The sequence below is a fragment of the Rhizobium sp. BR 315 genome, assembly GCF_050577975.1.
Taxonomy (GTDB): domain Bacteria; phylum Pseudomonadota; class Alphaproteobacteria; order Rhizobiales; family Rhizobiaceae; genus Rhizobium; species Rhizobium miluonense.
In genome coordinates this window covers 1-21461 of the sequence record NZ_JARWKZ010000025.1, presented here as the reverse complement: position 1 = coordinate 21461, position 21461 = coordinate 1, and the positions used below count along the sequence as shown (strand labels likewise).

At 59.9% G+C, this 21461-nt stretch carries 19 protein-coding genes; 11 read left to right on the top strand and 8 right to left on the bottom strand.

The window, feature by feature from the left end; all coding sequences use genetic code 11:
* Positions 1-7 precede the first annotated feature (7 nt).
* Entirely contained in the window at positions 8-847 is an 840-nt protein-coding gene (locus tag QD409_RS21685; RefSeq protein WP_092853416.1) for a protein-L-isoaspartate O-methyltransferase family protein, read from the top strand.
* Here the strand turns inward: QD409_RS21685 and QD409_RS21680 are convergent.
* Entirely contained in the window at positions 844-1596 is a 753-nt protein-coding gene (locus QD409_RS21680; protein WP_430763654.1) for an extensin family protein, read from the bottom strand. The two genes, QD409_RS21685 and QD409_RS21680, sit on opposite strands and share 4 nt — an antisense overlap.
* Before the next feature lie 321 nt (positions 1597-1917).
* Between QD409_RS21680 and QD409_RS21675 the strand changes: the two genes are divergently transcribed.
* The 5 genes from QD409_RS21675 to QD409_RS21655 all read left to right on the top strand — a co-directional run bounded on the left by QD409_RS21675 (position 1918) and on the right by QD409_RS21655 (position 10135).
* Entirely contained in the window at positions 1918-4149 is a 2232-nt protein-coding gene (locus QD409_RS21675) for a TonB-dependent hemoglobin/transferrin/lactoferrin family receptor (RefSeq protein WP_430763700.1), read from the top strand.
* 422 nt (positions 4150-4571) lie between these two features.
* The gene (locus tag QD409_RS21670) at positions 4572-6095 is read left to right on the top strand and encodes an ABC-F family ATP-binding cassette domain-containing protein (protein WP_430763653.1); all 1524 of its coding nucleotides are present in this window, start codon (positions 4572-4574) and stop codon (positions 6093-6095) included.
* Positions 6096-6351: 256 nt separating this feature from the next.
* Positions 6352-8541, top strand: a complete 2190-nt coding sequence (locus QD409_RS21665; protein ID WP_092853408.1) for an anthranilate synthase — start codon at positions 6352-6354, stop codon at positions 8539-8541.
* Between the two features lie 128 nt (positions 8542-8669).
* Entirely contained in the window at positions 8670-9380 is a 711-nt protein-coding gene (locus QD409_RS21660) for a TIGR02117 family protein (RefSeq protein WP_245298107.1), read from the top strand.
* A 119-nt stretch (positions 9381-9499) separates the two neighbouring features.
* Entirely contained in the window at positions 9500-10135 is a 636-nt protein-coding gene (locus QD409_RS21655; RefSeq protein ID WP_092853404.1) for a glyoxalase superfamily protein, read from the top strand.
* Positions 10136-10174: 39 nt separating this feature from the next.
* Here QD409_RS21655 and bluB read toward each other — a convergent pair whose 3' ends face one another.
* Positions 10175-10858, bottom strand: coding sequence for a 5,6-dimethylbenzimidazole synthase (bluB, locus tag QD409_RS21650; protein ID WP_092853470.1), 684 nt, complete (start codon positions 10856-10858; stop codon positions 10175-10177).
* 416 nt (positions 10859-11274) lie between these two features.
* Here bluB and QD409_RS21645 point away from each other — a divergent pair, with 416 nt between their 5' ends.
* Entirely contained in the window at positions 11275-12189 is a 915-nt protein-coding gene (locus QD409_RS21645; RefSeq protein WP_430763652.1) for a cation diffusion facilitator family transporter, read from the top strand.
* Between the two features lies 1 nt (position 12190).
* Positions 12191-12655 (top strand): preQ(1) synthase, encoded by a 465-nt coding sequence (gene queF, locus QD409_RS21640; RefSeq protein ID WP_092853400.1) that lies wholly within the window; start codon positions 12191-12193, stop codon positions 12653-12655.
* Between the two features lie 59 nt (positions 12656-12714).
* On the opposite strand, the gene QD409_RS21635 is transcribed toward queF, so the two are convergent.
* Positions 12715-13530 (bottom strand): DUF2076 domain-containing protein, encoded by an 816-nt coding sequence (locus tag QD409_RS21635; protein ID WP_092853468.1) that lies wholly within the window; start codon positions 13528-13530, stop codon positions 12715-12717.
* Between the two features lie 232 nt (positions 13531-13762).
* On the opposite strand from QD409_RS21635, the gene QD409_RS21630 reads away from it, so the two are divergent.
* A complete protein-coding gene (locus QD409_RS21630) occupies positions 13763-14350 on the top strand; it encodes an ATP-dependent Clp protease proteolytic subunit (RefSeq protein WP_092853398.1) in 588 nt (195 codons plus the stop codon).
* 291 nt (positions 14351-14641) lie between these two features.
* On the opposite strand, the gene QD409_RS21625 is transcribed toward QD409_RS21630, so the two are convergent.
* Together QD409_RS21625 and QD409_RS21620 are read right to left on the bottom strand one after the other, a co-directional pair.
* Complete coding sequence (locus QD409_RS21625) at positions 14642-15832, bottom strand: MFS transporter (RefSeq protein WP_430763651.1); 1191 nt, start codon at positions 15830-15832, stop codon at positions 14642-14644.
* A gap of 22 nt (positions 15833-15854) precedes the next feature.
* Positions 15855-16640, bottom strand: a complete 786-nt coding sequence (locus QD409_RS21620) for a DeoR/GlpR family DNA-binding transcription regulator (RefSeq protein ID WP_430763650.1) — start codon at positions 16638-16640, stop codon at positions 15855-15857.
* Between the two features lie 191 nt (positions 16641-16831).
* Between QD409_RS21620 and QD409_RS21615 the strand changes: the two genes are divergently transcribed.
* Positions 16832-18016 carry a benzoate/H(+) symporter BenE family transporter gene (locus QD409_RS21615; protein WP_430763649.1) on the top strand — a complete coding sequence of 395 codons (1185 nt, stop codon included), beginning with the start codon at positions 16832-16834 and terminating at the stop codon, positions 18014-18016.
* Between the two features lie 328 nt (positions 18017-18344).
* Entirely contained in the window at positions 18345-20057 is a 1713-nt protein-coding gene (leuA, locus tag QD409_RS21610) for a 2-isopropylmalate synthase (RefSeq protein WP_430763648.1), read from the top strand.
* A gap of 102 nt (positions 20058-20159) precedes the next feature.
* Here the strand turns inward: leuA and QD409_RS21605 are convergent, their stop codons facing one another.
* The 3 genes from QD409_RS21605 to QD409_RS21595 all read right to left on the bottom strand — a co-directional run.
* Positions 20160-20621, bottom strand: a complete 462-nt coding sequence (locus QD409_RS21605) for a GNAT family N-acetyltransferase (RefSeq protein WP_430763647.1) — start codon at positions 20619-20621, stop codon at positions 20160-20162.
* 85 nt (positions 20622-20706) lie between these two features.
* Positions 20707-20910, bottom strand: a complete 204-nt coding sequence (locus QD409_RS21600; RefSeq protein ID WP_430763646.1) for a hypothetical protein — start codon at positions 20908-20910, stop codon at positions 20707-20709.
* 100 nt (positions 20911-21010) lie between these two features.
* Positions 21011-21461 (bottom strand): anti-sigma factor family protein (locus QD409_RS21595; RefSeq protein ID WP_430763645.1); only part of this gene is annotated, 451 nt, incomplete at its 5' end.

Sequence of the window (21461 nt, the reverse complement as noted above, 5' to 3'; positions counted from 1 at the left end):
GCAGATCGTGACCGCAGGTAGCCGCGCCAGTCTGGACGAAATACGCGCCTTCCATGCGAAGATGATGGCCGCCGCCAGCAACTCCTCGGATGAGAGGCTGGAGCAGGCCTTCAACATCATCAGGCGAGAAGCGTTCATGGGCCCGGGGCCGTGGCAGATCGTGGTCAACAGGCGCTATCTCCAAACGCCGGGCGACGATCCCGCCTTTCTCTATCAGAATGTGCTTGTTGCGCTGGATAGAGCAAAGGGGATCAACAACGGCGAGCCGTTCCTCCATGCGGCCTTCATTGGTGCGGTCGCTCCGGGGCCCGGCGAGACGGTCATTCATATCGGAACGGGAACGGGGTATTATACCGCTCTTCTGTCGACGCTCGTGGCGCCGGGCGGCCATGTTTACGCTATCGAAATCGACAGGGCATTGGCGAAGCGGACGCGCAAAAATCTCGCTTCATTCGAGGGCATTTCCGTCATTCACGGCGATGCAACCTCTTTGGAGTTGCCGGATGCCGACCTGATCTATGTGAATGCCGGCGTCGTCGCGCCGCCAGTGTCGTGGCTGCAGGCGTTGCGGCCCGGAGGCCGGATCATCATACCGTGGCATGCCAATGACAGGATCGGCCTTGCCGTTCGCATTACCCGCACGGAGTGGGGGTATGATGCTCGGGCATTGATGCCTGCCTATTTCATTCCTTGCGTCGGGGCATCGGATCCAGCTCAATGCAGCAAGGTTCCAACCGTTCCAGGCGCCTGGTCCATCCGATCGGTCTGGCTGACGCGTGATCGCGCGCCCGATGACACCGCGGTCGCGATCTATAGGGATCTGTGGTTTTCAGATGCCTTCGCCTAATGACAATATCGGAAGCCGCCATTCCTTTCGAGCACATCCAGATGGAAATGCGTTTCGTGGGCGGCGTCGCTCTCCGGGTCTAAAACGGTCGTGAAGTAGAGGCAGGCCGAAGCGCTTGCCGCGCGCTGGAATGCGCCCGTTAGGGTCGGATCTTCGCGCCTGGGTTCGACGCCGATGGTTTTGCCATTTTCGAAAGTGAAGCTGGCGATATCGATGGCATTGCCGCGGGCATGTTCAGAAATCTTGCCGGCAGAAGCATTGTTGCGCAGACGGCAGATATAGGTCGATGCTTGATTGATCGTGACGATCTTGCCGTTCTCCAGTGCGGCAGCGGAAGAGATGACGCTTGTCTTCATCCATTGAGCGAGCGCCAGCGCGGTTTCGCAACGCATCTTGCCCTCGGGTTTGAGTTCTATGCCTGGCAGCGGCGAGGCGAGGGCGATGGGCTTGTCGATACCGCAGCCATTGCCATCGTCAATGCGTGGGATTTCCTTAAGGGTCGCGCCCATGGCGGTCAGTTTCGTCATGCAGGCGATGTGCTCTTCGTCCGGTTCCGAGGCAATCGTCAACGGCGGGCGAGGCGGCCCCTGCATCTCGCCAGTAGCCGACTGATCTTCGGGGGCCGCCGGCTCCTCCGAAGACACTGCCGGCTTTGTCATAGGGATCGGCGGGGTCTCGGCCGGCTGCTCCTGTCCGCTGTCCGGCTTTTGTTCCGGTATCGGACCGGTTTGCGGAAGGGCAGCGGCCATAAGCATAAAGATCGTAGAGCTTAGTGAAACGATTCTGAACAGCATCAAGTAAATCAGCCAACTCTAATGATGATGCCGATAGAACGCCTGAGGTGGTCGTTTCGTTGCAATTCAGCAACTTTCTCGGTTTGGCTTTAAACATGATAATTTTATTCATGATTATTCGCGCCGAATATATTGACAATAATAGTCATGTTTTCTATGCGGCAGAAAGAAGGCGGAATATTTCCGTCCTGTTAACAAAACTAACCCAGCCAGCCCCTTGTCTGCTTCCGATGCAGCAACCAGCCAGCCCGGTGAAGCAGTTCGAAAGGAATGGTTATGGTTGTCCGGCGCTACCGCTCGACCCTATTGGCATGCACTGCGTTTTTCGCCCTTGGGCTGGCGACGACGTCATTTGCGCAAACAGCAACCCAAGCTGATGCTGCGACGGGCGAAGCTGCCAAAAGCGATCGTGTGACCAACCTGAAGCCGATCGTCGTCAAGGGTAAGGCCAAGGCGACGCAGGATGCGCTTGCCGACTCACCGACCGCGAGCGAGACGACGGCAAAGGAAATCGACGACAAGCAGATCACGCGTATCGAGGATCTCGGTCGGAGCACCGAGGTTGGCGTCGGCTTCAATCGCACCACGGGTGGCGTCAACATTCGCGGTCTTGGCGACGATCGTGTGCTGACGACGGTCGACGGCATCGAAATTCCCTATCTGCTCGACGCGTCCCGCGATGCCAAAGGCGGTATCAACAGCTTCGATTTCAACGCGCTTTCCAGTGTCGACATCGTGCGTGGTGCCGATTCCAGCCGCGGCGGTTCGAGGGCTCTCGGCGGCGCCTTCGTGCTGCGCACGCTGGAGCCTGAGGATCTGATCGCGCCCGGTTCTACCTGGGGTGGCGTCTTCAAGCTCGGTTATAACGGTGATGACCGGAGCATCGGCGGGTCCGCGGCGATTGCCAAGCGCATCGACAATACAGCCGTTCTTTTCGAGGGTGGCTATACGCGTGGTCACGAGCTTCAGAACAACGGCGATATCGGCGGCTATTCGACCAAGCGCACGGAGGCGGATCCGGCCGACTACAATCAGAAGAGCGGCCTCTTCAAGATCCGGCAATATACCGATATCGGCACATTCGGCATTACGGCGGAGCATTACAACAAAGACAAGACCATCGATGCGATGCATCTGCAGAGCCCGACCGGCAACTTCCGGCCCGGCAACTACGATCAGACCGACAACGTAGAGCGCAATCGCATCTCGCTCGACTACAAGTATGAAGCAGAGAGCGCCGATTCTCTTGTCGATACCGCCAATGCTGTCTTCTATTGGCAGAATCTCCTGCGTGAAAACGGTGTCAAAGGCTACCGCTACACCTCCGTCATCGGCGACTATTGGCGCCGCAACGAAATGGAGAACCGCAGCATCGGGTTTAGCGGCAATGCGTCGAAGTCGTTCGACACCGGCGGCCTGCATCACAAGGTCACCTTCGGTCTCGATACGTCTTTCGGCAAGATACATCAGTACTCGGCCGGCAAGGATAGCTGCGCCAACCCGCGTTGGGCCTTCTCTTGCTCGTTCCTGCATACCAACCAGTCCGACATGCCCGATGTGGACAGCAAGCGCGTCGGCGCCTTTATCGACGACAAGATCGAGTTCGGCTCCAGCGACTTCTCGCTGACGCCGGGCCTGCGCTTTGACTGGTATGACTACTCGCCGAAGAACACGGCCGCCTTCCGTGACAGCGCCAACTATCAGGGCCTGCCTGCCGGCCAGTCGGACAGCCGCATTTCGCCGAAGCTGCGCGCTTCGTACCAGCCGCAAGACAATATCGAGCTTTACGCGCAGTGGGCCATGGCCTTCCGTGCACCTAACGTCAGCGAGCTCTACGTGAACTACGGCGTGCCCGGCGGTTACGTGAACTATGGCAATCCCAACCTAAAGCCCGAAACCAGCAACGGCATCGAAATCGGCACCAACCTCGGCGATGACGATTTCGGCGGCCATGTCGGCGTCTTCTACAACAAATACAAGAACTTCATCGACACGTCGCGGTCGAACGATCCGACCGGCACCTACCCGCTCGGCATTACTGAATACTTCAACCGTGCCAATGTCCGCATGTACGGTGTCGAGATGAACGCGCACAAGAAGTTCGACAACGGCATGCACATCAAGGGCGCTCTTGCCTATGTCAACGGCAAGGACTCCGACACCGGCCAATGGATCGACTCCGTCGCCCCGGCAAAGGCGGCCTTCACGGTCGGCTATGCCACCGAAGTCTGGGGAACGGATCTGACCTTCGTCACTGCGACCAGCGAGCCGAAGAAGACCGGCGATACCCTGCGCGCACCCGGCTACGGCATCTTCGATCTGACGGGCTGGTGGGAGCCGGAGCAGGTGAAGGGTCTCACCATCCGCGGCGGTATCTACAACATCTTCAACAAGACCTACTACGACTCGCTCAATTCTCCGTCCTACGCAGGTTCGCAAACGCAGCGGGCTTCTTATTATTCCGAGCCCGGCCGGACCTTCAAGCTGACGCTGACCCAGCGGTTCTGAGCTGTTACATCGACGCGGCAAACTCAGGCGGTGATTCGGCACCGCCTCTTTTTTGCTCTTTTGAAGAGATGCGGGAGGGGTTGCGCAATTGCAAATCGCAGTCTCCGGTGTTATGGGAAGCGCGCAGTCTTTAAACCTATTCAGATAAAAGAGAGGAGGACCGTATGACAAAGATAGTCTGGCATATTCGCCAGTTCGGTCCGAATCGTGCCCTGCAGATGCGTTTGCAGGGCTGATCAGAGGCTGTAACTCACTCATTTCTTCTGGTCTGCCCTTTTGGGAGACGCGGGCTCACGCTTTTGTGCGGCCGCGTCATGACATCTTTCGAGCATTGGCCGGCATATGGCCAACCGCATCTGCAGCGCGGCAGGAGGAGCCGCCGGCGATGTCGGGAGAATGCTCGAGCAAGACCGGAAAAGACCATGGCTCTGATCAATCTCCGCAATCTGGGCGTCACCATGAGTGCGCCTTTGTTTTCCAATCTCAACTTCACCGTCGATGCCGGTGATCGCGTCGGCATCGTGGCCGCGAACGGACGCGGAAAAACCACGCTGCTTAACTGCATAGCGGGCAGGCAGGAGCCGACGACCGGCGATATTACCCGCGCCCGAGGTCTCCGCGTCGGTTACGTCGAGCAGAATGTGCCGGCGAACCTGCTGGAAGTTTCCTTCTACGATGCCGTTCTCCGCGCGTTGCCGAAAGAGCAGGTCGCGAGCGAAAGCTGGCGCGCCGACGTCACCCTTGATTCCCTTGATGTGCCGGCGGCGATGCGGGAGAGGGCCCTTGCCCAGCTCAGCGGCGGCTGGCAGCGGCTTGCCATGCTTGCCCGCGTATGGGTAACGGAGCCCGACGTGCTGCTACTGGACGAGCCGACCAACCACCTCGATCTCGCCAAGATCGCGCTGCTGGAGGATTGGCTGAATGCGTTGCCGCGTGACGTGCCTGTGATCATCGCCAGCCACGACCGCTCCTTCCTCGATGCCGTTTGCAACCGGACGCTTTTCCTGCGTCAGGAGCAGCCGCAGAGCTATGCGCTGCCCTATAGCCGGGCGCGGGCGGCGCTGGATGAGGTCGATGCTTCCGATGAGCGCCGTTATCAGAAGGAGATGAAGACGGCGCAGCAGCTGCGCAAGCAGGCGGCCAAGCTCTATAATCTCGGTGTCAATTCCGGCAGCGATCTGCTGACCGTCAAGACGAAGCAGCTGAAGGCGCGGGCCGAGAAGCTGGAGGACGGCGCGAGGCCGGGCTACCGCGAACGCTCTTCCGGCTCGATCAAGCTCACCAATCGCGGCACCCAGGCCAAGGTACTTCTGACGCTGGAGGATGCCGCGGTAACGACGCCTGACGGCGCGCTGCTGTTCAAGACAGGGCAGCAATGGATTTGCCAGGGCGATCGCATCGTGCTGCTCGGGCAGAATGGCGCCGGCAAGACGCGCTTTGTCGAGATGATCCGCAGGGCCATCGCCGATCCGTCGAGCGGTGGAGCGATCAAGCCGACGCCGTCGCTTGTGCTCGGCTATAGCGACCAGGCGCTCTCCAGTCTCGGCCAGGACGACGCGCCGCTCGGGATGATCACGCGCCTGTTCGAGCTCGGTGAGCAGCGTGCCCGCACCGTGCTTGCCGGCGTCGGAATCGCCATCGACATGCAGGGGAAGGAGATCGGCCGTCTGTCCGGCGGGCAGAAGGCGCGGCTTGCCATGCTGGTGCTGCGGCTCACCAATCCTAACTTCTATCTATTGGACGAGCCGACCAACCATCTGGATATCGACGGACAGGAGGCGTTGGAGGGCGAGTTGACGGAAGGCGAGGCAAGCTGCCTGCTTGTTTCCCATGACCGCAGTTTCGTGCGCTCGGTCGGCAACCGATTTTGGCTCATCGACCGGAAGCGACTGGTCGAGGTGGACAGTCCGGAGGAGTTCTTCGAGGCGGCGAGGGGGCAGGAGTAGGAATATAGGATGGGCAGAGACGCAAAATCGTTTCTGCCCATTGCCGAGATTGCGGCTTGCGCATCACCTCATCTCACGCTAACAATTCCCGCCATGAACATGTCCTTGAACAACATTGCAGTTTGGTGGTGGGCGCGCTGAGGCGGCCTCGACCAATCGTGTTCAAAGACGACGAGTGAGCCGCCCGAGATTTCGAGGCGGCTTTTTTGTTATATTGGCCGCCTGTCATCCGGGCCTGACAACGGAGTGAGGAACAATGGTAACGATCCTTCGGGATGATGGTGCGGAAATCTACGAGACGAAGGGCGGCATTACCGTCACCCGGCAGCGCCGGCCGACGCCCTATGCGGATGCCGTATCGTCCTATATCGACAAGCTCGACGAGCGCCGTGGCGCGGTCTTTTCCTCCAACTACGAATATCCTGGCCGCTATACGCGTTGGGATACCGCCATCGTCGACCCGCCGCTCGGTCTTTCCTGCAATGGGCGCGATGTGTGGATCGAAGCCTATAACGAGCGGGGCGAGGTCATTCTCGGCTTCGTCGCGGAAAAGCTGAAGACGGTTTCCGAAGTCATCATCGGCACTTCGACGCCGCGCCGGCTCGATCTGACGGTGAAGACGCCGGATCGGGTCTTTACCGAGGAAGAACGCTCGAAGATGCCGACGGTCTTCACCGTGTTGCGTGCTGTCACCGAGCTGTTCTATTCGCAGGCCGATGCCAGCATCGGTTTCTATGGCGCCTTCGGCTACGATCTGGCGTTCCAGTTCGACGCCATCAACCTGAAGCTCAAGCGCCCGGACGACCAGCGCGATATGGTGCTCTATCTGCCGGACGAGATTCTGGTGGTGGACAACTATTCCGCCAAGGCCTGGATCGATCGCTACGACTTCGCTAAGGACGGCCAATCGACGGAGGGCAAGTCCGGCGAGATCATGCCCGAGCCGTTCCGCCACACCGACGCCATTCCGCCGAAGAGCGATCATCGCCCGGGTGAATATGCCGAGCTGGTGGTCAAGGCGAAGGAGAGCTTCCGCAAGGGCGATCTTTTCGAAGTCGTGCCAGGCCAGAAATTCATGGAGCGCTGCGACAGCAAGCCGTCCGATATTTCCAAACGCCTGAAGGCGATCAATCCATCGCCCTATTCCTTCTTCATCAATCTCGGCAATCAGGAATATCTTGTGGGAGCATCGCCCGAAATGTTCGTGCGCGTTTCCGGCCGCCGCATCGAGACCTGCCCGATCTCGGGCACGATTAAGCGCGGCGATGATCCTATCGCCGACAGCGAGCAGATCCTGAAGCTTCTGAACTCCAAGAAGGACGAGTCTGAGCTGACCATGTGCTCAGACGTCGATCGCAACGATAAGAGCCGCGTGTGCGAGCCGGGCTCGGTCAAGGTCATCGGCCGCCGTCAGATCGAGATGTATTCGCGCCTGATCCACACGGTCGACCATATCGAAGGCCGGCTGCGGGACGACATGGACGCTTTCGACGGCTTCTTGAGCCATGCCTGGGCCGTTACGGTAACGGGCGCGCCGAAGCTTTGGGCCATGCGCTTCATCGAAAACCACGAGAAGAGCCCGCGCGCCTGGTATGGCGGCGCGATCGGCATGGTCGGCTTCAATGGCGACATGAACACCGGTCTCACGCTGCGCACCGTGCGCATTAAGGACGGCATTGCCGAAGTGCGGGCTGGCGCGACGCTGCTCAACGATTCGATCCCCGAAGAAGAAGAAGCCGAAACCGAACTGAAGGCCTCCGCCATGCTTTCCGCCATCCGTGATGCCAAGACCGGCAATTCCGGCAAACAGCAACGTGACGTCGCTTCTGTCGGCAAGGGCGTGAAGATCCTGCTCGTCGACCATGAAGACAGCTTCGTCCATACGCTGGCGAATTACTTCCGCCAGACGGGCGCGACGGTTTCGACCGTGCGCACGCCGGTGCCGGAAGAGGTCTTCGACCGGCTCGACCCCGATTTGATCGTGCTGTCGCCGGGGCCTGGCAATCCGAAGGATTTCGATTGCAAGGCGACTATCAAGAAGGCAAGGGCGCGCAACCTGCCGATTTTCGGCGTCTGCCTGGGCCTGCAGGCAATCGCCGAAGCCTATGGCGGCGAATTGCGCCATCTGGCGATCCCGATGCATGGCAAGCCCTCGCGCATTCGCGTGCTGGAACCCGGACTGGTCTTCTCCGGTCTTGGCCGTGAAGTGACGGTCGGTCGCTATCACTCGATCTTTGCTGATCCGTCGAGCCTGCCGCCTGAATTCACCATCACCGCCGAAAGCGAAGATGGCACGATCATGGGTATCGAGCATGTGAAAGAGCCGATTGCGGCCGTGCAGTTCCACCCGGAATCGATCATGACGCTCGGCGGCGATGCCGGCATGCGGATGATCGAGAATGTGGTGGCGCATCTGGCGCGGCGAGTGAAGACGAAGGCTGCCTGACGCGCGCGAGCCATCGGCTCCGCAGTTTGAACGCCCCCAGCGCTCAGAAAGAGTGCATGGGGGCGTTTTTGCCTTGAAAGAGCCAACAAGCCGCGGAAGACATTCAATGTCGGCGGGGGCTTCGGTCGGTGATTTCAAGGATAGTCAAGGGCGTTTTCTTCGCCATGCTTACCGTCGTGACGGTCGTCGGCATTGGCATCGTCGTGCCGCGGCCACTCTGGCATGACGAGCCGGTTGGAAAAGCCGAGCGCTCGCAACAAATCCTCATGCTCAGCAATCCCATCCATACGGATATTGCCATCCCCGTCGACGGCGATCTGATCGACCGTTTCGCATTCTTGCGGACAGCCGGGCTCGATCTCGACAATCCGAACCTGCGCTATCTCGTTTTCGGCTGGGGCGGCCGGAGTTTCTATACGGAGACGCGGACATGGGCTGATTTGAAGACTGGTCCTGTTCTGAAGAGCTTCGCTCTGGATCGTTCAGTCATTCATGCGGAGCTAGCGGGTGATATTCCCCTGAATGCGCCTGGCGTCACGGCGATCGGCATTGATGCCGACGGGCTGGAGCGGCTCGAGCAGTTCATTCTCGGCAGTCTCGAGCAGACGGATAATCGACCAAGCCCGCTGATCGGCAGCAATTATGGACCGAATGATGCGTTCTTCGAGGCGCGGGGATATTTCAACGCGCTGATGGGATGCAATACTTGGACCGCGGCCGCGCTGAGGCAGGCGGGACTGACCTCCGGCTTTTGGACGTCGTTGCCGTGGATGCTGCGATTGTCCTTGCGCCTGCACAATAAGGATGAGCGTTTCGCTGCGAGCCAAGCTCTGCCGTGAGGCAGTTTGACTTGCTGCAGGTTGTACCCTAACCTCTCGGTCGTTCCTGTGGGGCACATCGGCATTGGGGCCGAAAGGGCTAGGCCTGCCCGCTGATTATCCCCAGCAGGAGTCTGCCCATGCCAACCCTTGATACCTATCGCAAACAAGCCAAGCTGCTGATGCGCTGGCACCGTGATCGTGATTATTCCATTGGCGGAAGAGTACGAACGCTCGACCGCTTCAAGGCGCTGACGGATCGCGAGATCCTCGAGATGAAATTCCCTTTGACCCTGGCGCAGGAGATCGTTGCGGTCGAAGCGGGGCACAAGAACTGGACCGAGTTGAAGGCCGTGGCAGTGGATGCGCCGAAGATGCCGGCGGCATCATCGGAACCGCCGATTTTCAAGAGCGTCATTCCGATCCTTTTTGTGCGGGATGTGACCGCCAGCGCGTCTTTCTTCCGGGAGAAGCTGGGCTTTGCAGCAGAATTTCTGCATGGCGCACCGCCGTTCTATGGAGCGGTGTCGCGCGACGGCATCTGGATCCACTTGCGGCTTGTCTATGAGCCCTATTTTGCTGCTGCGGCGGCAAAGGAGGGGTCGCTCATTCTCGCCTCTATCGAGGTTTCGAATGTTCAGGGATTGTTCGAGGAGTTCAAGGCGCGGGATGTCGAGTTCGCGCAACCGCTCGCCAAGCAGGCCTGGGGCGGCACGGACTTTCATGTGCGTGACCCGGATGGCAATGTGATCTCGTTTGTTACGTTCAGATCGTAACACCTTGATCCGTCGAGGGTTGCCGCAGAGCGGCGGCCCTTACATATCATCGCAATCCTGCCAGCCTTCCTCGAAGACAAGCTTGTCGAGCGGCAGCCGCTCGCGCCACCCTTTCACGGCAAGTTCCGGCATGTCGTAGAGCTCGTCGACATAGCCGATGCAGAGCCAGGCGACGATCTTCACATGCTCGGGTATGCCGAGGATCGATTTGATGGCGTCTTCATGGAAGATGCTGACCCAGCCGACACCGACGCCCTCGGCTCTTGCGGCAAGCCAGAGATTCTGGACGGCGCAGACGGTCGAATAGACATCGGTTGCCGGGTTATGCGTGCGGCCGAGCACGACCGGGCCGCCGCGCTTGGTATCGCAGGTGATGCAGATGCTGAGCGGCGCCTTTCGGATACCCTCCAGCTTCAGCCGCTGATATTGCGCGCGGCGATCACCTTCGAACATGCTGCAGGCTTCCTCATTGGCCTGGTGAAATGCCTGCCAGACGCGCTCGCGCGTCTCCGGCTGACGGATCAGGATGAAGTTCCATGGTTGCATGAAGCCGACTGATGGCGCCGAATGGGCCGCCTCGAGCAAGCGCCGGACGAGGTCGTCGGGCAGAGGATCAGACCGGAACTGGTCGCGTACGTCGCGCCGCGTTTCGATAGCGCGATAGACCGCCCTGCGCTCGTCCTCCGAAAAAGCGCCAGCCGAGACCATATGATGATCTGACATGTTTGTTGGGGTGGATGTCATGGTGTCGGCGGTGTCGTCAGGAATGGGCATATTCTACCATGTTTCTTGGAGATCTTCCGTTCGGCGTCAACGGCCGGGCGAGCAAACGCCTCGAAGTCCGTTTGCCAGGTGAGCTATCGGCATGATCTCTTAAAGGTGAGCGTATCATTGGTTTCCAGTTGCAGCGAGCACAGATACGCGAAAGCTTCAATGCGCCGCCGCAATCACGATCGCCAGCCTTGAGGATGAATTGCGGTGCATTAAGGGCTACGCTGCCTTTGACAATTTTAGCGCCGTGCCCCATATGAACCGTCAATGAGCCGCCTGCGCGAAATTCGCGCGGGCGGTTTTGCATTTCAACGGCGCCTTTCTTGCAATTCATTCGCATAAGCAGGCGCGGGATACTGGAGAAGGGCATGAACAGTCAGGGAAACGATACGATCAGGCGGCTGGCCCTCTGGGGCATTCCGCTCTCGCTCGGCGTCATGGGGCTGAAGATGCTGGCCTGGTGGCTGACAGGTTCGGTGGCGCTCCTGTCCGACGGGCTCGAATCGCTCGTTAATGTCGTTGCGGCCTTCATTGCCTTTTTTGTCATCCGTTACGCACAGAAGCCGGCCGACCACGACCATCCCTTCGGTCACCACAAGGCCGAATATCTTTCCGCCGTCACCGAAGGGGTGATGATCGTCGTTGCGGCGCTGATGATTGTGCAGGAGGCGGTCGGGCACCTTGGCAACCCGCAGCCGATGCAGGCGCCGGTGCTCGGTCTGGCGATCAACTTCGTCGCCGGCGTCATCAACGGCATGTGGGCATTGACTCTGCTGCGAGCCGGCCGGACGCATCGCTCGCCGGCTTTGACGGCGGACGGGCAGCATATCATGTCCGACGTCTATACCTCGATCGGGGTCCTGATCGGCTTGCTGCTGGCGCTCGGCACCGGCCACCCGATCTTCGACCCCGTGCTTGCCATTCTCGTCGCCATCAACATCCTTTACCAGGGCTGGAAGGTGATCTCCAATTCTATCGACGGGCTGATGGACAAGGCAGTGTTGCCGGAGGAGGAGGAGACCATCAAGGACGCGATCGCCAGGAATGCGGAGGGGTCGCTTGGCGTTCACGATCTGAAGACGCGGCGGGCAGGGGCGGTGACCTTCGTCGATTTTCATATGGTGGTGCCTGCCGCCATGCCGGTACGTGACGCGCATCGAATCTGCGACCGCCTTGAAGACGCCATAAGGGCGATCCATGCGGGTGCCGAAATAACCATTCATGTGGAGCCGGAGGGCGAGAAGGCCCATGGTCTCCGCGTCAAAGTGATCAAGGAGACCTGAGATGCCCAAGACCGATGTGTCCGGCCTGTCGATGCTCGGCAGCCAGACGGAAACCGCAAGCAATCCGGAAGAGGCCGTTCTCGAAAAAGTGCCGGCGGGCCATGCCGGCACCGATTACGTCGTGCGCTTTACCGCGCCTGAATTCACCTCGCTTTGCCCGATGACGGGACAGCCCGATTTCGCCCATATCGTCATCGACTACGTGCCGAACGAATGGCTGGTGGAATCGAAGTCGCTGAAGCTCTTCCTGCATTCCTTCCGCAATCATGGCGCATTCCACGAGGATTGCTCGATCTATATCGCCAAGCGTCTGGTGGACCTGCTGGAGCCGAAGTGGCTCCGCATCGGCGCCTACTGGTATCCGCGCGGCGGCATCCCGATCGATGTTTTCTGGCAGACCGGCAAGCCGCCGGAAGGCGTCTGGCTGCCGGATCAGGGCGTTCAGCCCTATCGCGGCCGAGGCTGAATGAAAAAGCCGCCATCCAAGGATGGCGGCTGCGGCTTTTTTGTTGGGCTGGTACCGGCTCAGGCAAACGAACTGTCGTCGTCGCTGTTGTCGAACGAATCGTCATTGTCGTCGTCCTGAGCGTCCTGGGCAGCATCCTGGGCGTAATCGGCGGCACTTTGATCATTCTGATCGTCATTGCCGAAATAGTTGTTGTTGATGATGGTTTCCTGCACCGGCTGTTCGGCTGCGTTGGCTGCCGTGCCTCCGAAGAGGCCGCTGCCGGCATTGCCGCCGAAGAGACCGCCGCCTGTGCCGCCGAGATGCGGGCTGAAGAGGCTGGAGAGCGATTCCGCCAGCATCACGCCACCGGCGACGCCGGCTGCCGTGCCAAGCGCACCGCGCAGGAAGCTACCGCCCGCCGAAGGGGCCGCTGCCTGCTGGCTCCATGGGCCGGATGGCTGCGGTTGCGGCTGGCCGCCCCATGGGCCGGGCTGCTGCTGCGGCGCATTGCGGGCATAGTCGTCATAGAGGCGACCCTGCTGCTGCGGGCTGGCGGCTTGCGGCGCGGGTGCGCGCTGCTGTTGCTGGCCGCCGCCGAAGAGCGAGCCTATCCCGCCGAGGAAACCGCCACTCTGGCCCTGCGGCTGATTGGCTTGGGCGCTCTGCTGCTCGAGCTCGTGTACACGCGCCTCGAGCTGCTGGATGCGATCGGCCGCAGCCTTCATGCCCTGTTCCTGCATGATGACGGCCTGCGCCAGGAAATAGGGCGCATAGGGCTGGTCGCGGACCGACTGGTTGATAAAAGTCTCCGCATCGGCGTCGCGCTGGGTGCTGGCAGCGGAGCGCACGCGATCGAAGAGAGACGCGAGCAGTTGACGTTCTTCAGGCGACATGATGGCCTCCTTGGCAATCTGTTGCTGTAAATTCGGGGCGCGATTCTTGACCGCGCTGACCTGACGTAGGATCCAATCTCGGCTTTTCAAAGCCATTCAAGTTACATTTCGGTAATCCGCAACCATAACACCATGTTGTCAGTCGCTATTCCCGCCTTGTCTTTTTCCGGCATTGTTTTACGCATTGAGTCGCACTATGTGCGGTGAACGACGCATCATGCTGGAGAGTTGAATGAACGACGAAGACGAACAGGAAGACAAGAAGACCGAGCTGCCTTTGGGCAAGGACGCGGAGGCGAATCTTTTCAAGTCGCGTTCGATCTTCATCTATGGCGGTATCACCCAGGAGCTGGCGCAGAAGGTCTGCTCGCAGCTCGTAGCGCTTGCCGCCGCCAGCGACGATGATATCCGCATCTACGTTAATTCGCCCGGCGGCCATGTCGAATCCGGCGATTCCATTCACGACATGATCAAGTTCATCAAGCCGAAGGTTTGGATGATCGGCACTGGCTGGGTCGCTTCCGCTGGTGCGCTGATTTATGTCTCCGCTCCAAAGGAGCGCCGCATCTGCCTGCCGAACACGCGCTTCCTGCTGCACCAACCGTCCGGCGGCACGCGCGGAATGGCCTCCGACATCGAGATCCAGGCACGCGAAATCATCAAGATGAATGAGCGCTTGAACAGGATCTTCTCGGAAGCCACCGGCCAGGCGATCGAAAAGATCGCCAAGGATACGGACCGCGACTATTGGCTCTCCGCCGAGGAAGCCAAGGCTTACGGCCTGGTCTCGCGCATCGTGACGTCCCAGGCGGATATCTGATCTAGCGGGTTTTCCCGATTGCATTGAGCGCCCTCGCTTGCCGGAAGGCAGGTGGGGGCTTTTGTTTTTGAGGTTTTCGATCCGGATCGGCTTCGATCGGAAGAAATAAGCTGGAGGCGGAAAAATCCGCCGCCAGCCTTCGCCACTCGAGAGGGTGCAACGTTTTCAGGGGTGGCGAACTCGAAAGATTATCGTTGCGCTTGGGGGGATGTCAGAGGCCGGTTGCCGGTTCGATCTGGCTCGCCGACCGTCACACCGAAATGGCCTCCGGAACGCCGCTGCAGTGCCGATTCAGGCGTCCATAGAGCGGTATGAGCGATGCGCATCGGCTTCTCCCTCTTCCTGATCTCGATTGCGGGTCGCGATGCCGGCGCAGAGAGGCGCGACGCAGAGCAATAAAGCGAGCATCCAGAAGGCGCCGGGCAAACCCAGATGATCGGCCGCGAAGCCAACGCCCGCGGGGCCGACCAGGACGCCGGCATAGCCGGTCATGGTGATCGCCGCGACGGCCAGGCCAGCCGGCATGACTTTCTGCGCGCCGCCCTTGCGGAACAGAACCGGGACGATGTTGGAGGCGCCGAGGCCGATCAGCAGGAAGCCGCTCATGGCAAGGATCGAAATCGGGCTGACGAGGAGGACGACAAAGCCTGCCACCGCGATCACGCCGCCCCATAGCATGATCGCCTTGTCTCCGAACCTGGCGGTGACGGCATCGCCGGCTAGGCGGCCTGCTGTCATCGCGAATGCGAAGAGCATGTAGCCGAGACCGCCGTGACTTGCATCGACCCTCCCTTGAGTGGTGAGAAGCAGTGCGCTCCAGTCCAGGATAGCTCCTTCGACGAGGAAGGTGATGGCCGCAAGGGCCGCAAGCAGCAGCACGAACCCGCGGGGCATGACGAAGAGCGGCGTGTCCTCCGATTGGACGGTGCGGAGCAGCCGCGGCCATGCAACGACCATGGCGACGATCATCAGCACCGAGCATAGCAATGTTGCGACAAGCGGACCGGCCTTGACGGACAGGAGAAGCGTGACGACCAGGGAGCCGATGAAGCCGCCTATGCTGAACAGCGCATGAAAGCCGGACATCAGCGGTCGGTCAGCGCCTTTCTCGACCTCGACGGCGTGAATGTTCATGGCGACATCAAGCGACCCTAAGCAGGCGCCGAAAGCCGCGAGCGCGATGCCCAGGGTGAATGGCGTGCTGGCCACGGTCAACGTCGGCAAAGTGAGCGCGAGGCCTAGGCCACCCGCGATGATGATCGGCTTGCTGCCGTAGCGCGCACTCAACATGCCGGTGGCAAGCATTGCAGCGACGGAACCAAGGCCCAGGCAAAGCAACAGCATACCGAGCACGCCGTCGTCGACCGCGAGACGATCCTTGGCGAATGGGACGAGCGGCGCCCAGCAGGCGAGGGCAAAACCCGCGACCAGAAAGGCAAGGCGTGTTGCCAGCCGGGTTTCCGGCCGATCGGTGGATTGCATGATGGTTCCTCGTCTTTCGAGATCAGGAGGACGGAGTGACGTCGCGTAGCCGCAGGAGCGCGAAGCCGGCTTCGATGGCCGCCTTCTCGTCATCAGCAGGCAGGTCATCCTCGACAACAAGCCAGTCGATATCCGCAGCGCCGCCGATCCGGTGCGGCGCGCGTTCGTGAAATTTCTCGGATGTGATCAGCGCGATGCGTGCTGTGCTTCTTCGAAGAAGCGTTCGCTTGAAGATCGCGTCTGCATGTTCGTACACGCTGATGCCGCCTCTTGCCGAAATCGCGCAGACACCCAGGAAGCAGCGGTCAATGTTCATGGCCTCGATGGCAGCGACCGCGGAAGCGTCGACACTGCCGCCGACGACGGGATTGACCGCCCCGCCGATCAGCACGAGCGGAACGTCGCCGCGCTTCATGACCGCGGCGGCTATGTCGATGGAATTCGTCGCGATCGTCGCTTCCAGGTTCTTCGGCAGTAGCGCCACCATCTCAAGGTTCGTGCTGCCGCTGTCGAGAAAGAGGAATTCGCCCGGTTCGATCATTGCGACGGCTGCTTGCGCAAGGATCCTTTTGCGCCCGGATTCCTGTCCGACCCGTGCGGACATGGGTTGCGAGGGCGTCAGGAGAGGGAGTGCGCCGCCGTAGACGCGCCGGCATTTGCCCTCGGCGGCAAGTGCCCGCAGATCGCGGCGCACGGCGTCCTCGGAAACATTGAACTCCACGGCGAGCGATGCGGCGACGATCTGCCGGCCCTCTGCGAGCCGTGCTTCGATGACATCCCGCCGAGACAATGGAAGTGAATTACTCATGATCTCTCATTATCATGCATAAACAAGAGAGTCAATATGCACGTTTATGCGCGATCCGCTTCGGAGCCGATACATATGGCGATCGATTTGACTGCTACCACCGCCATTTCGTTCCGAAACTGCACTTGCACGCCTGACGCTTGTAATGCTCCATGCGGGTTCAATCGCTCTTCGTATGAGTCTTCGTCGTCATGCTCAAAGATTTCTCCGTTCAAAGCCTGTTCATGGGGTGTTTGACCGCCTTTGTCGGCTTTGCCAGTTCCTTCGCCGTTGTCTTTCACGGTCTGCAGGTTGTCGGTGCGACGGACGCGCAGGCTGCTTCGGGTCTGATGGCGCTTTCGGTTGCGATGGGCCTTTGTGCCATTGTGCTCAGCACGGTCACCAGATTGCCGATCAGCATTGCCTGGTCGACGCCCGGAGCGGCATTGCTTGCGAGTGGCGGAGCGATCGAGGGCGGTTTTTCCGCCGCGGTCGGAGCATTCTTTGTCTGTGGCATATTGATCGTCATAGCCGGGCTCTTTCGCCCGTTCGGCCGCGCGGTTGCCGCCATCCCGGCACCGCTGGCCAATGCCATGCTCGCCGGCGTTCTGCTCGGTCTTTGTTTCGCGCCGGTGAAGGCGATTGCCTTCAATTCCGCGTTCGGCCTGCCGATCATTCTTGCCTGGATCGTCGTCGGTTCGTTCAAGAGGCTTTGGGCGGTGCCGGCGGCCCTTGCGGCCTTTGCCCTGGTGCTGGCCTTCGGTGTGAAGATACCGGACGGTGCGCTTGGCTCGCTCGAGCATTCGCTTTTGCCGACAGCCGAATTCGTGAAGCCGGTCTTCACCCTTGCCGGCATCGTTTCTATCGCACTGCCGCTGTTCATCGTGACGATGGCGTCGCAGAACATACCGGGCATCGTCGTACTCAAGGTGCATCACTACGATCCCAAGCCTGGTCCGCTATTTGCCTTGACCGGCGTATTCTCGCTTCTCGCCGCTCCTTTCGGCGGCCATGCCGTCAATCTCGCCGCGATCACCGCCGCCATGTGTGCAGGGCAGGATGCCCATAACGATCCCAAGCGGCGCTACTGGGCCGCGATCATCGCCGGGATCGGTTATGTCGTCCTGGGCTTGCTCGCGAGTGCCGTCACCGCATTTGTCGCGCTTGCACCGCCGATCCTAATCGAGGCGGTCGCCGGTCTGGCGCTGGTCGGCGCGCTGTCGAATTCTGCCTTGAATGCTTTCCAGCAGCCGGAATCGCGCGAGGCGGCCGCCATCACCTTTCTGGTGACTGCATCGGGTGTTTCCTTCGGAGGTATCTCAGGCGCCTTCTGGGGCTTGATTGCCGGCGGCCTGATGATGGCGCTGTCGCGCGGCGTGCAGATGCTGAAGAAGTGAGCAGGGGGTTGCTTCTTTGCTATCCGGCGGCTATAAGCGCAGCCATGAAGACGACTGGCGCAAAGATTTCCGAACAGATTGCACGTGGGCGCGTTGCCCTGCGTGACAATACGCGCGCCCTTACCTCGCTTCTTCTCCTCGGCCTTACGCGCGGTTGCCGGGTCCTTTGAGGAGCGCCCGGCGGCCGAAAAGCCCGCTGGCCATCGCTCCTCGCGACTTACCCTAAAATCGACAGCATACCCGCAAAGGGTCCGTATTTGTCATCGCCAAGCCGCATCCGATCGGCTAAGACGCGGGATGAAATGACGGGAAAGGAAGAGACGAGACCATGGACGCGAACAGCCATTCCCCCAAAGGCATGCCCGAAGCGACGGTGAAATACCGCGCCTACCCGCAAATCAACATTCCCGACCGGACCTGGCCGTCCAAGGTCATTACCAAGGCGCCGATCTGGTGTTCGGTCGACTTGCGTGACGGCAACCAGGCGCTGGTCGATCCGATGGGCCACGATCGCAAGGCGCGCATGTTCCAGTTGCTGCTGGATATGGGCTTCAAGGAAATCGAGATCGGTTTCCCCTCGGCCTCCCAGACCGACTTCGACTTCGCCCGCTGGTGCATCGAGCAGGGTAATGTGCCTGCCGACGTGTCGTTGCAGGTTCTCGTCCAATGCCGCCCGGAATTGATCACCCGCACCTTTGAGGCGCTGGAAGGCGCCAACAAGCCGATCGTGCATTTCTACAATTCCACCAGCGAATTGCAGCGCCGCGTGGTGTTTGCCAAGGACGTGCAAGGCATCAAGCAGATCGCAGTCGATGCAGCCAAAATGATCAGCGACATGGCGGCCAAGGCCGGCGGCGGCTACCGCTTCGAATATTCGCCGGAAAGCTTTACCGGCACCGAGCTGGATGTGGCTCTGGAAATCTGCAACGCCGTCATCGACGTCATGAAGCCGACGCCGGACAACAAGCTGATCATCAACCTGCCATCCACCGTGGAAATGGCGACGCCGAACATCTATGCCGACCAGATCGAATGGATGTGCCGCAATCTCGACAACCGCGAAAACCTGATCATCTCCCTGCATCCGCACAATGACCGCGGCACGGGCATCGCTGCCGCCGAACTGGCGCTGATGGCTGGCGCTGACCGCGTCGAAGGCACCTTGTTCGGCAATGGCGAGCGCACCGGCAATGTCGACGTCGTCACCATGGCGCTGAACATGTTCACCCAAGGCGTCGATCCGGAGCTGGACTGCTCCAACATTGAGCGCATGAAAGAAGTCTTCGAATATTCCAACCAGATGGCGATCGGCGAGCGCCACCCCTATGTCGGCGAGCTGGTTTATACGGCTTTCTCCGGCTCGCATCAGGATGCGATCAATAAGGGCATGAAGGCCGCCAAGGTTGCCAACGACCCGGTCTGGGAAGTGCCCTATCTGCCGATCGATCCGCAGGATGTCGGCCGCACCTATGAGGCGATCATCCGGATCAACTCGCAGTCAGGTAAGGGCGGCATCGCCTATATCATGCAGCAGGATTACGGGCTGAACCTGCCGCGCAATCTCCAGGTCGAGTATCGCGAAGAGATCCAGCGCATCACCGACGAGGAAGGCAAGGAATTGCCGTCCAAGCGCATCTATGAGCATTTCATCGAGCGCTATGTGACGCAGACTGGCGGCCGGATTCGCTTTAGCGATCATCACACCTTCGCCGATCCCGAACATAAGGGGCAGCGTATCGTTGCCGCCGAGATTTCCGACAATGGCGAAGTGAAGCGCATCGAAGGCCGTGGCAATGGCCCGATCGACGGCTTTATCAACGCACTTTCGATCTATCTCGGCGTTTCGATGTCCGTCGAGGACTATTCCGAGCATTCGCTGCAGCATGGCTCCAACGCGGCGGCGATTTCCTACGTCGAGGTTTCCTATCCGGACGGCAAGCTCTTCGGTGCCGGCATCAATACGAACATTGTCGCCGCTTCCCTTGAGGCGATCGTTTCGGCCGCAAACCGCGTGCTCGATATCAAGGCAGCAAAGGGCTGAAATCCAATCCACTAAGTTCAGTGAAGATCGATCCTCTCGATATCGTCGAGGGGATTTTTCGTTCTGCTTATGGCGAGCAGTTTGGTAGGCGGGTCAGCCGTTTCACAATGACTTGCGATAGACGACAAATCCGGAGCGTTCCGCGATCTTGTCGTAAACGCGCATCGCCTTGGTGTTCGTTTCATGCGTCTGCCAGTAGACGCGATGCGAGCCCGCCTGCTGGGCCTGTTCATAAACGGCTTCGATCAATGCCGATCCGATGCCCGTTCCCCGCGCTGCCTCGTCGGTGAACAGATCCTGCAAATAGCAGCTTGGCTCGATGGCTATGGTGCTGCGGTGGAAGAGATAATGCGACAGGCCGAGCAGCTGGCCATTTCTTTCAGCAACGAGCGCATGCATGGGTTCATAGGCGTCGAAGAAGCGCTGCCACGTCATCTGCGTGATGTTGGCCTGAAGGGCCGTTGCCTCGAAGCGCCCGTAAAACCTGTTGTAGCCTTCCCATAGGATAAGCCACTGCTCATGGTCTTGCTGTGTCACGAATCGGATCAGAAAATCGTCGGCCATTGCATTTTAGTTCACGTAGAGAAGAACGCCGACCAGCGCTGAAGCTGGCCGTCGCCGAAGGACGGAGACACCGTCCTCCCTGCGTTCATGGCTTCTGATTGACAAGCTCATCGCGCTGCTTCGTCAGACGCTCAAGCTCTTCCTCTTGTTCCGAGATGCGCTCCGACGTCCGCTCTTCGTCGGCCGCGCCGGAAAAGGCGGTGGCCTGTTCGATCAGTTCGCGAAGATTTTCCCTGATCACCGCTATGCGCCTGTCGATTTCCGGAATGGTCAGAAAAACGTCCGACATGTTGAAACTCCAGCGAGTATGTCTATCCAGTGCGATTATCGCGCAGCATTATCCATCGGCTGGCTGATAGCCGCAAGCTGCAAAGCGAGAGGAGGTTCTATCAGATCTCGGCGGATACCCTATTGGCGATCTGGTCGAGCATCGCATCCGAGGATGGGCCGACGACGGCATAGGTCGCGCCATCGCGATACCAGGAGACGATGCTGACATCGTCGCGAATGGTTTCGTCGAAATTGTTGCTGTTCGCAACGCCGTCGGTCTTGGTGAAGCAGATGGCAATGACCTCGCCATCGAGATTTTTGTAGACCAGCTGGCCCACAGGCTTGCCACCGGCGATGAACAGGCGGGCGCCCTGGAAGACGAGGCCGTCGGCAGCGAGGTCCGGAAAATTGAATTTCACGCCGACGGTGTTCGACAGCCACTTGCTGATCTCATCCTGCTCGCTGGCCTGCAGCTCGACCATGTGTCGCGGCTGCCGCGAATAGATGCGATGATATGCTGCGATATCATCAAGCCAATTGCGCATCGCCACCTGTGCCGGGGTGGGAGGG

Bases quoted from the DNA above. Each gene is read 5' to 3' on its own strand.
- queF (WP_092853400.1), top strand. From the start codon at position 12,191: ATGCCCAAGACCGATGTGTCCGGCCTGTCGATGCTCGGCAGCCAGACG.
- QD409_RS21645 (WP_430763652.1), top strand. From the start codon at position 11,275: ATGAACAGTCAGGGAAACGATACGATCAGGCGGCTGGCCCTCTGGGGC.
- QD409_RS21630 (WP_092853398.1), top strand. From the start codon at position 13,763: ATGAACGACGAAGACGAACAGGAAGACAAGAAGACCGAGCTGCCTTTG.
- QD409_RS21675 (WP_430763700.1), top strand. From the start codon at position 1,918: ATGGTTGTCCGGCGCTACCGCTCGACCCTATTGGCATGCACTGCGTTT.
- QD409_RS21655 (WP_092853404.1), top strand. From the start codon at position 9,500: ATGCCAACCCTTGATACCTATCGCAAACAAGCCAAGCTGCTGATGCGC.
- QD409_RS21600 (WP_430763646.1), bottom strand. From the start codon at position 20,910: ATGTCGGACGTTTTTCTGACCATTCCGGAAATCGACAGGCGCATAGCG.
- QD409_RS21635 (WP_092853468.1), bottom strand. From the start codon at position 13,530: ATGTCGCCTGAAGAACGTCAACTGCTCGCGTCTCTCTTCGATCGCGTG.
- QD409_RS21680 (WP_430763654.1), bottom strand. From the start codon at position 1,596: ATGGCCGCTGCCCTTCCGCAAACCGGTCCGATACCGGAACAAAAGCCG.
- QD409_RS21615 (WP_430763649.1), top strand. From the start codon at position 16,832: ATGCTCAAAGATTTCTCCGTTCAAAGCCTGTTCATGGGGTGTTTGACC.
- leuA (WP_430763648.1), top strand. From the start codon at position 18,345: ATGGACGCGAACAGCCATTCCCCCAAAGGCATGCCCGAAGCGACGGTG.
- QD409_RS21605 (WP_430763647.1), bottom strand. From the start codon at position 20,621: ATGGCCGACGATTTTCTGATCCGATTCGTGACACAGCAAGACCATGAG.
- bluB (WP_092853470.1), bottom strand. From the start codon at position 10,858: ATGTCAGATCATCATATGGTCTCGGCTGGCGCTTTTTCGGAGGACGAG.
- QD409_RS21620 (WP_430763650.1), bottom strand. From the start codon at position 16,640: ATGAGTAATTCACTTCCATTGTCTCGGCGGGATGTCATCGAAGCACGG.
- QD409_RS21625 (WP_430763651.1), bottom strand. From the start codon at position 15,832: ATGCAATCCACCGATCGGCCGGAAACCCGGCTGGCAACACGCCTTGCC.
- QD409_RS21670 (WP_430763653.1), top strand. From the start codon at position 4,572: ATGGCTCTGATCAATCTCCGCAATCTGGGCGTCACCATGAGTGCGCCT.
- QD409_RS21665 (WP_092853408.1), top strand. From the start codon at position 6,352: ATGGTAACGATCCTTCGGGATGATGGTGCGGAAATCTACGAGACGAAG.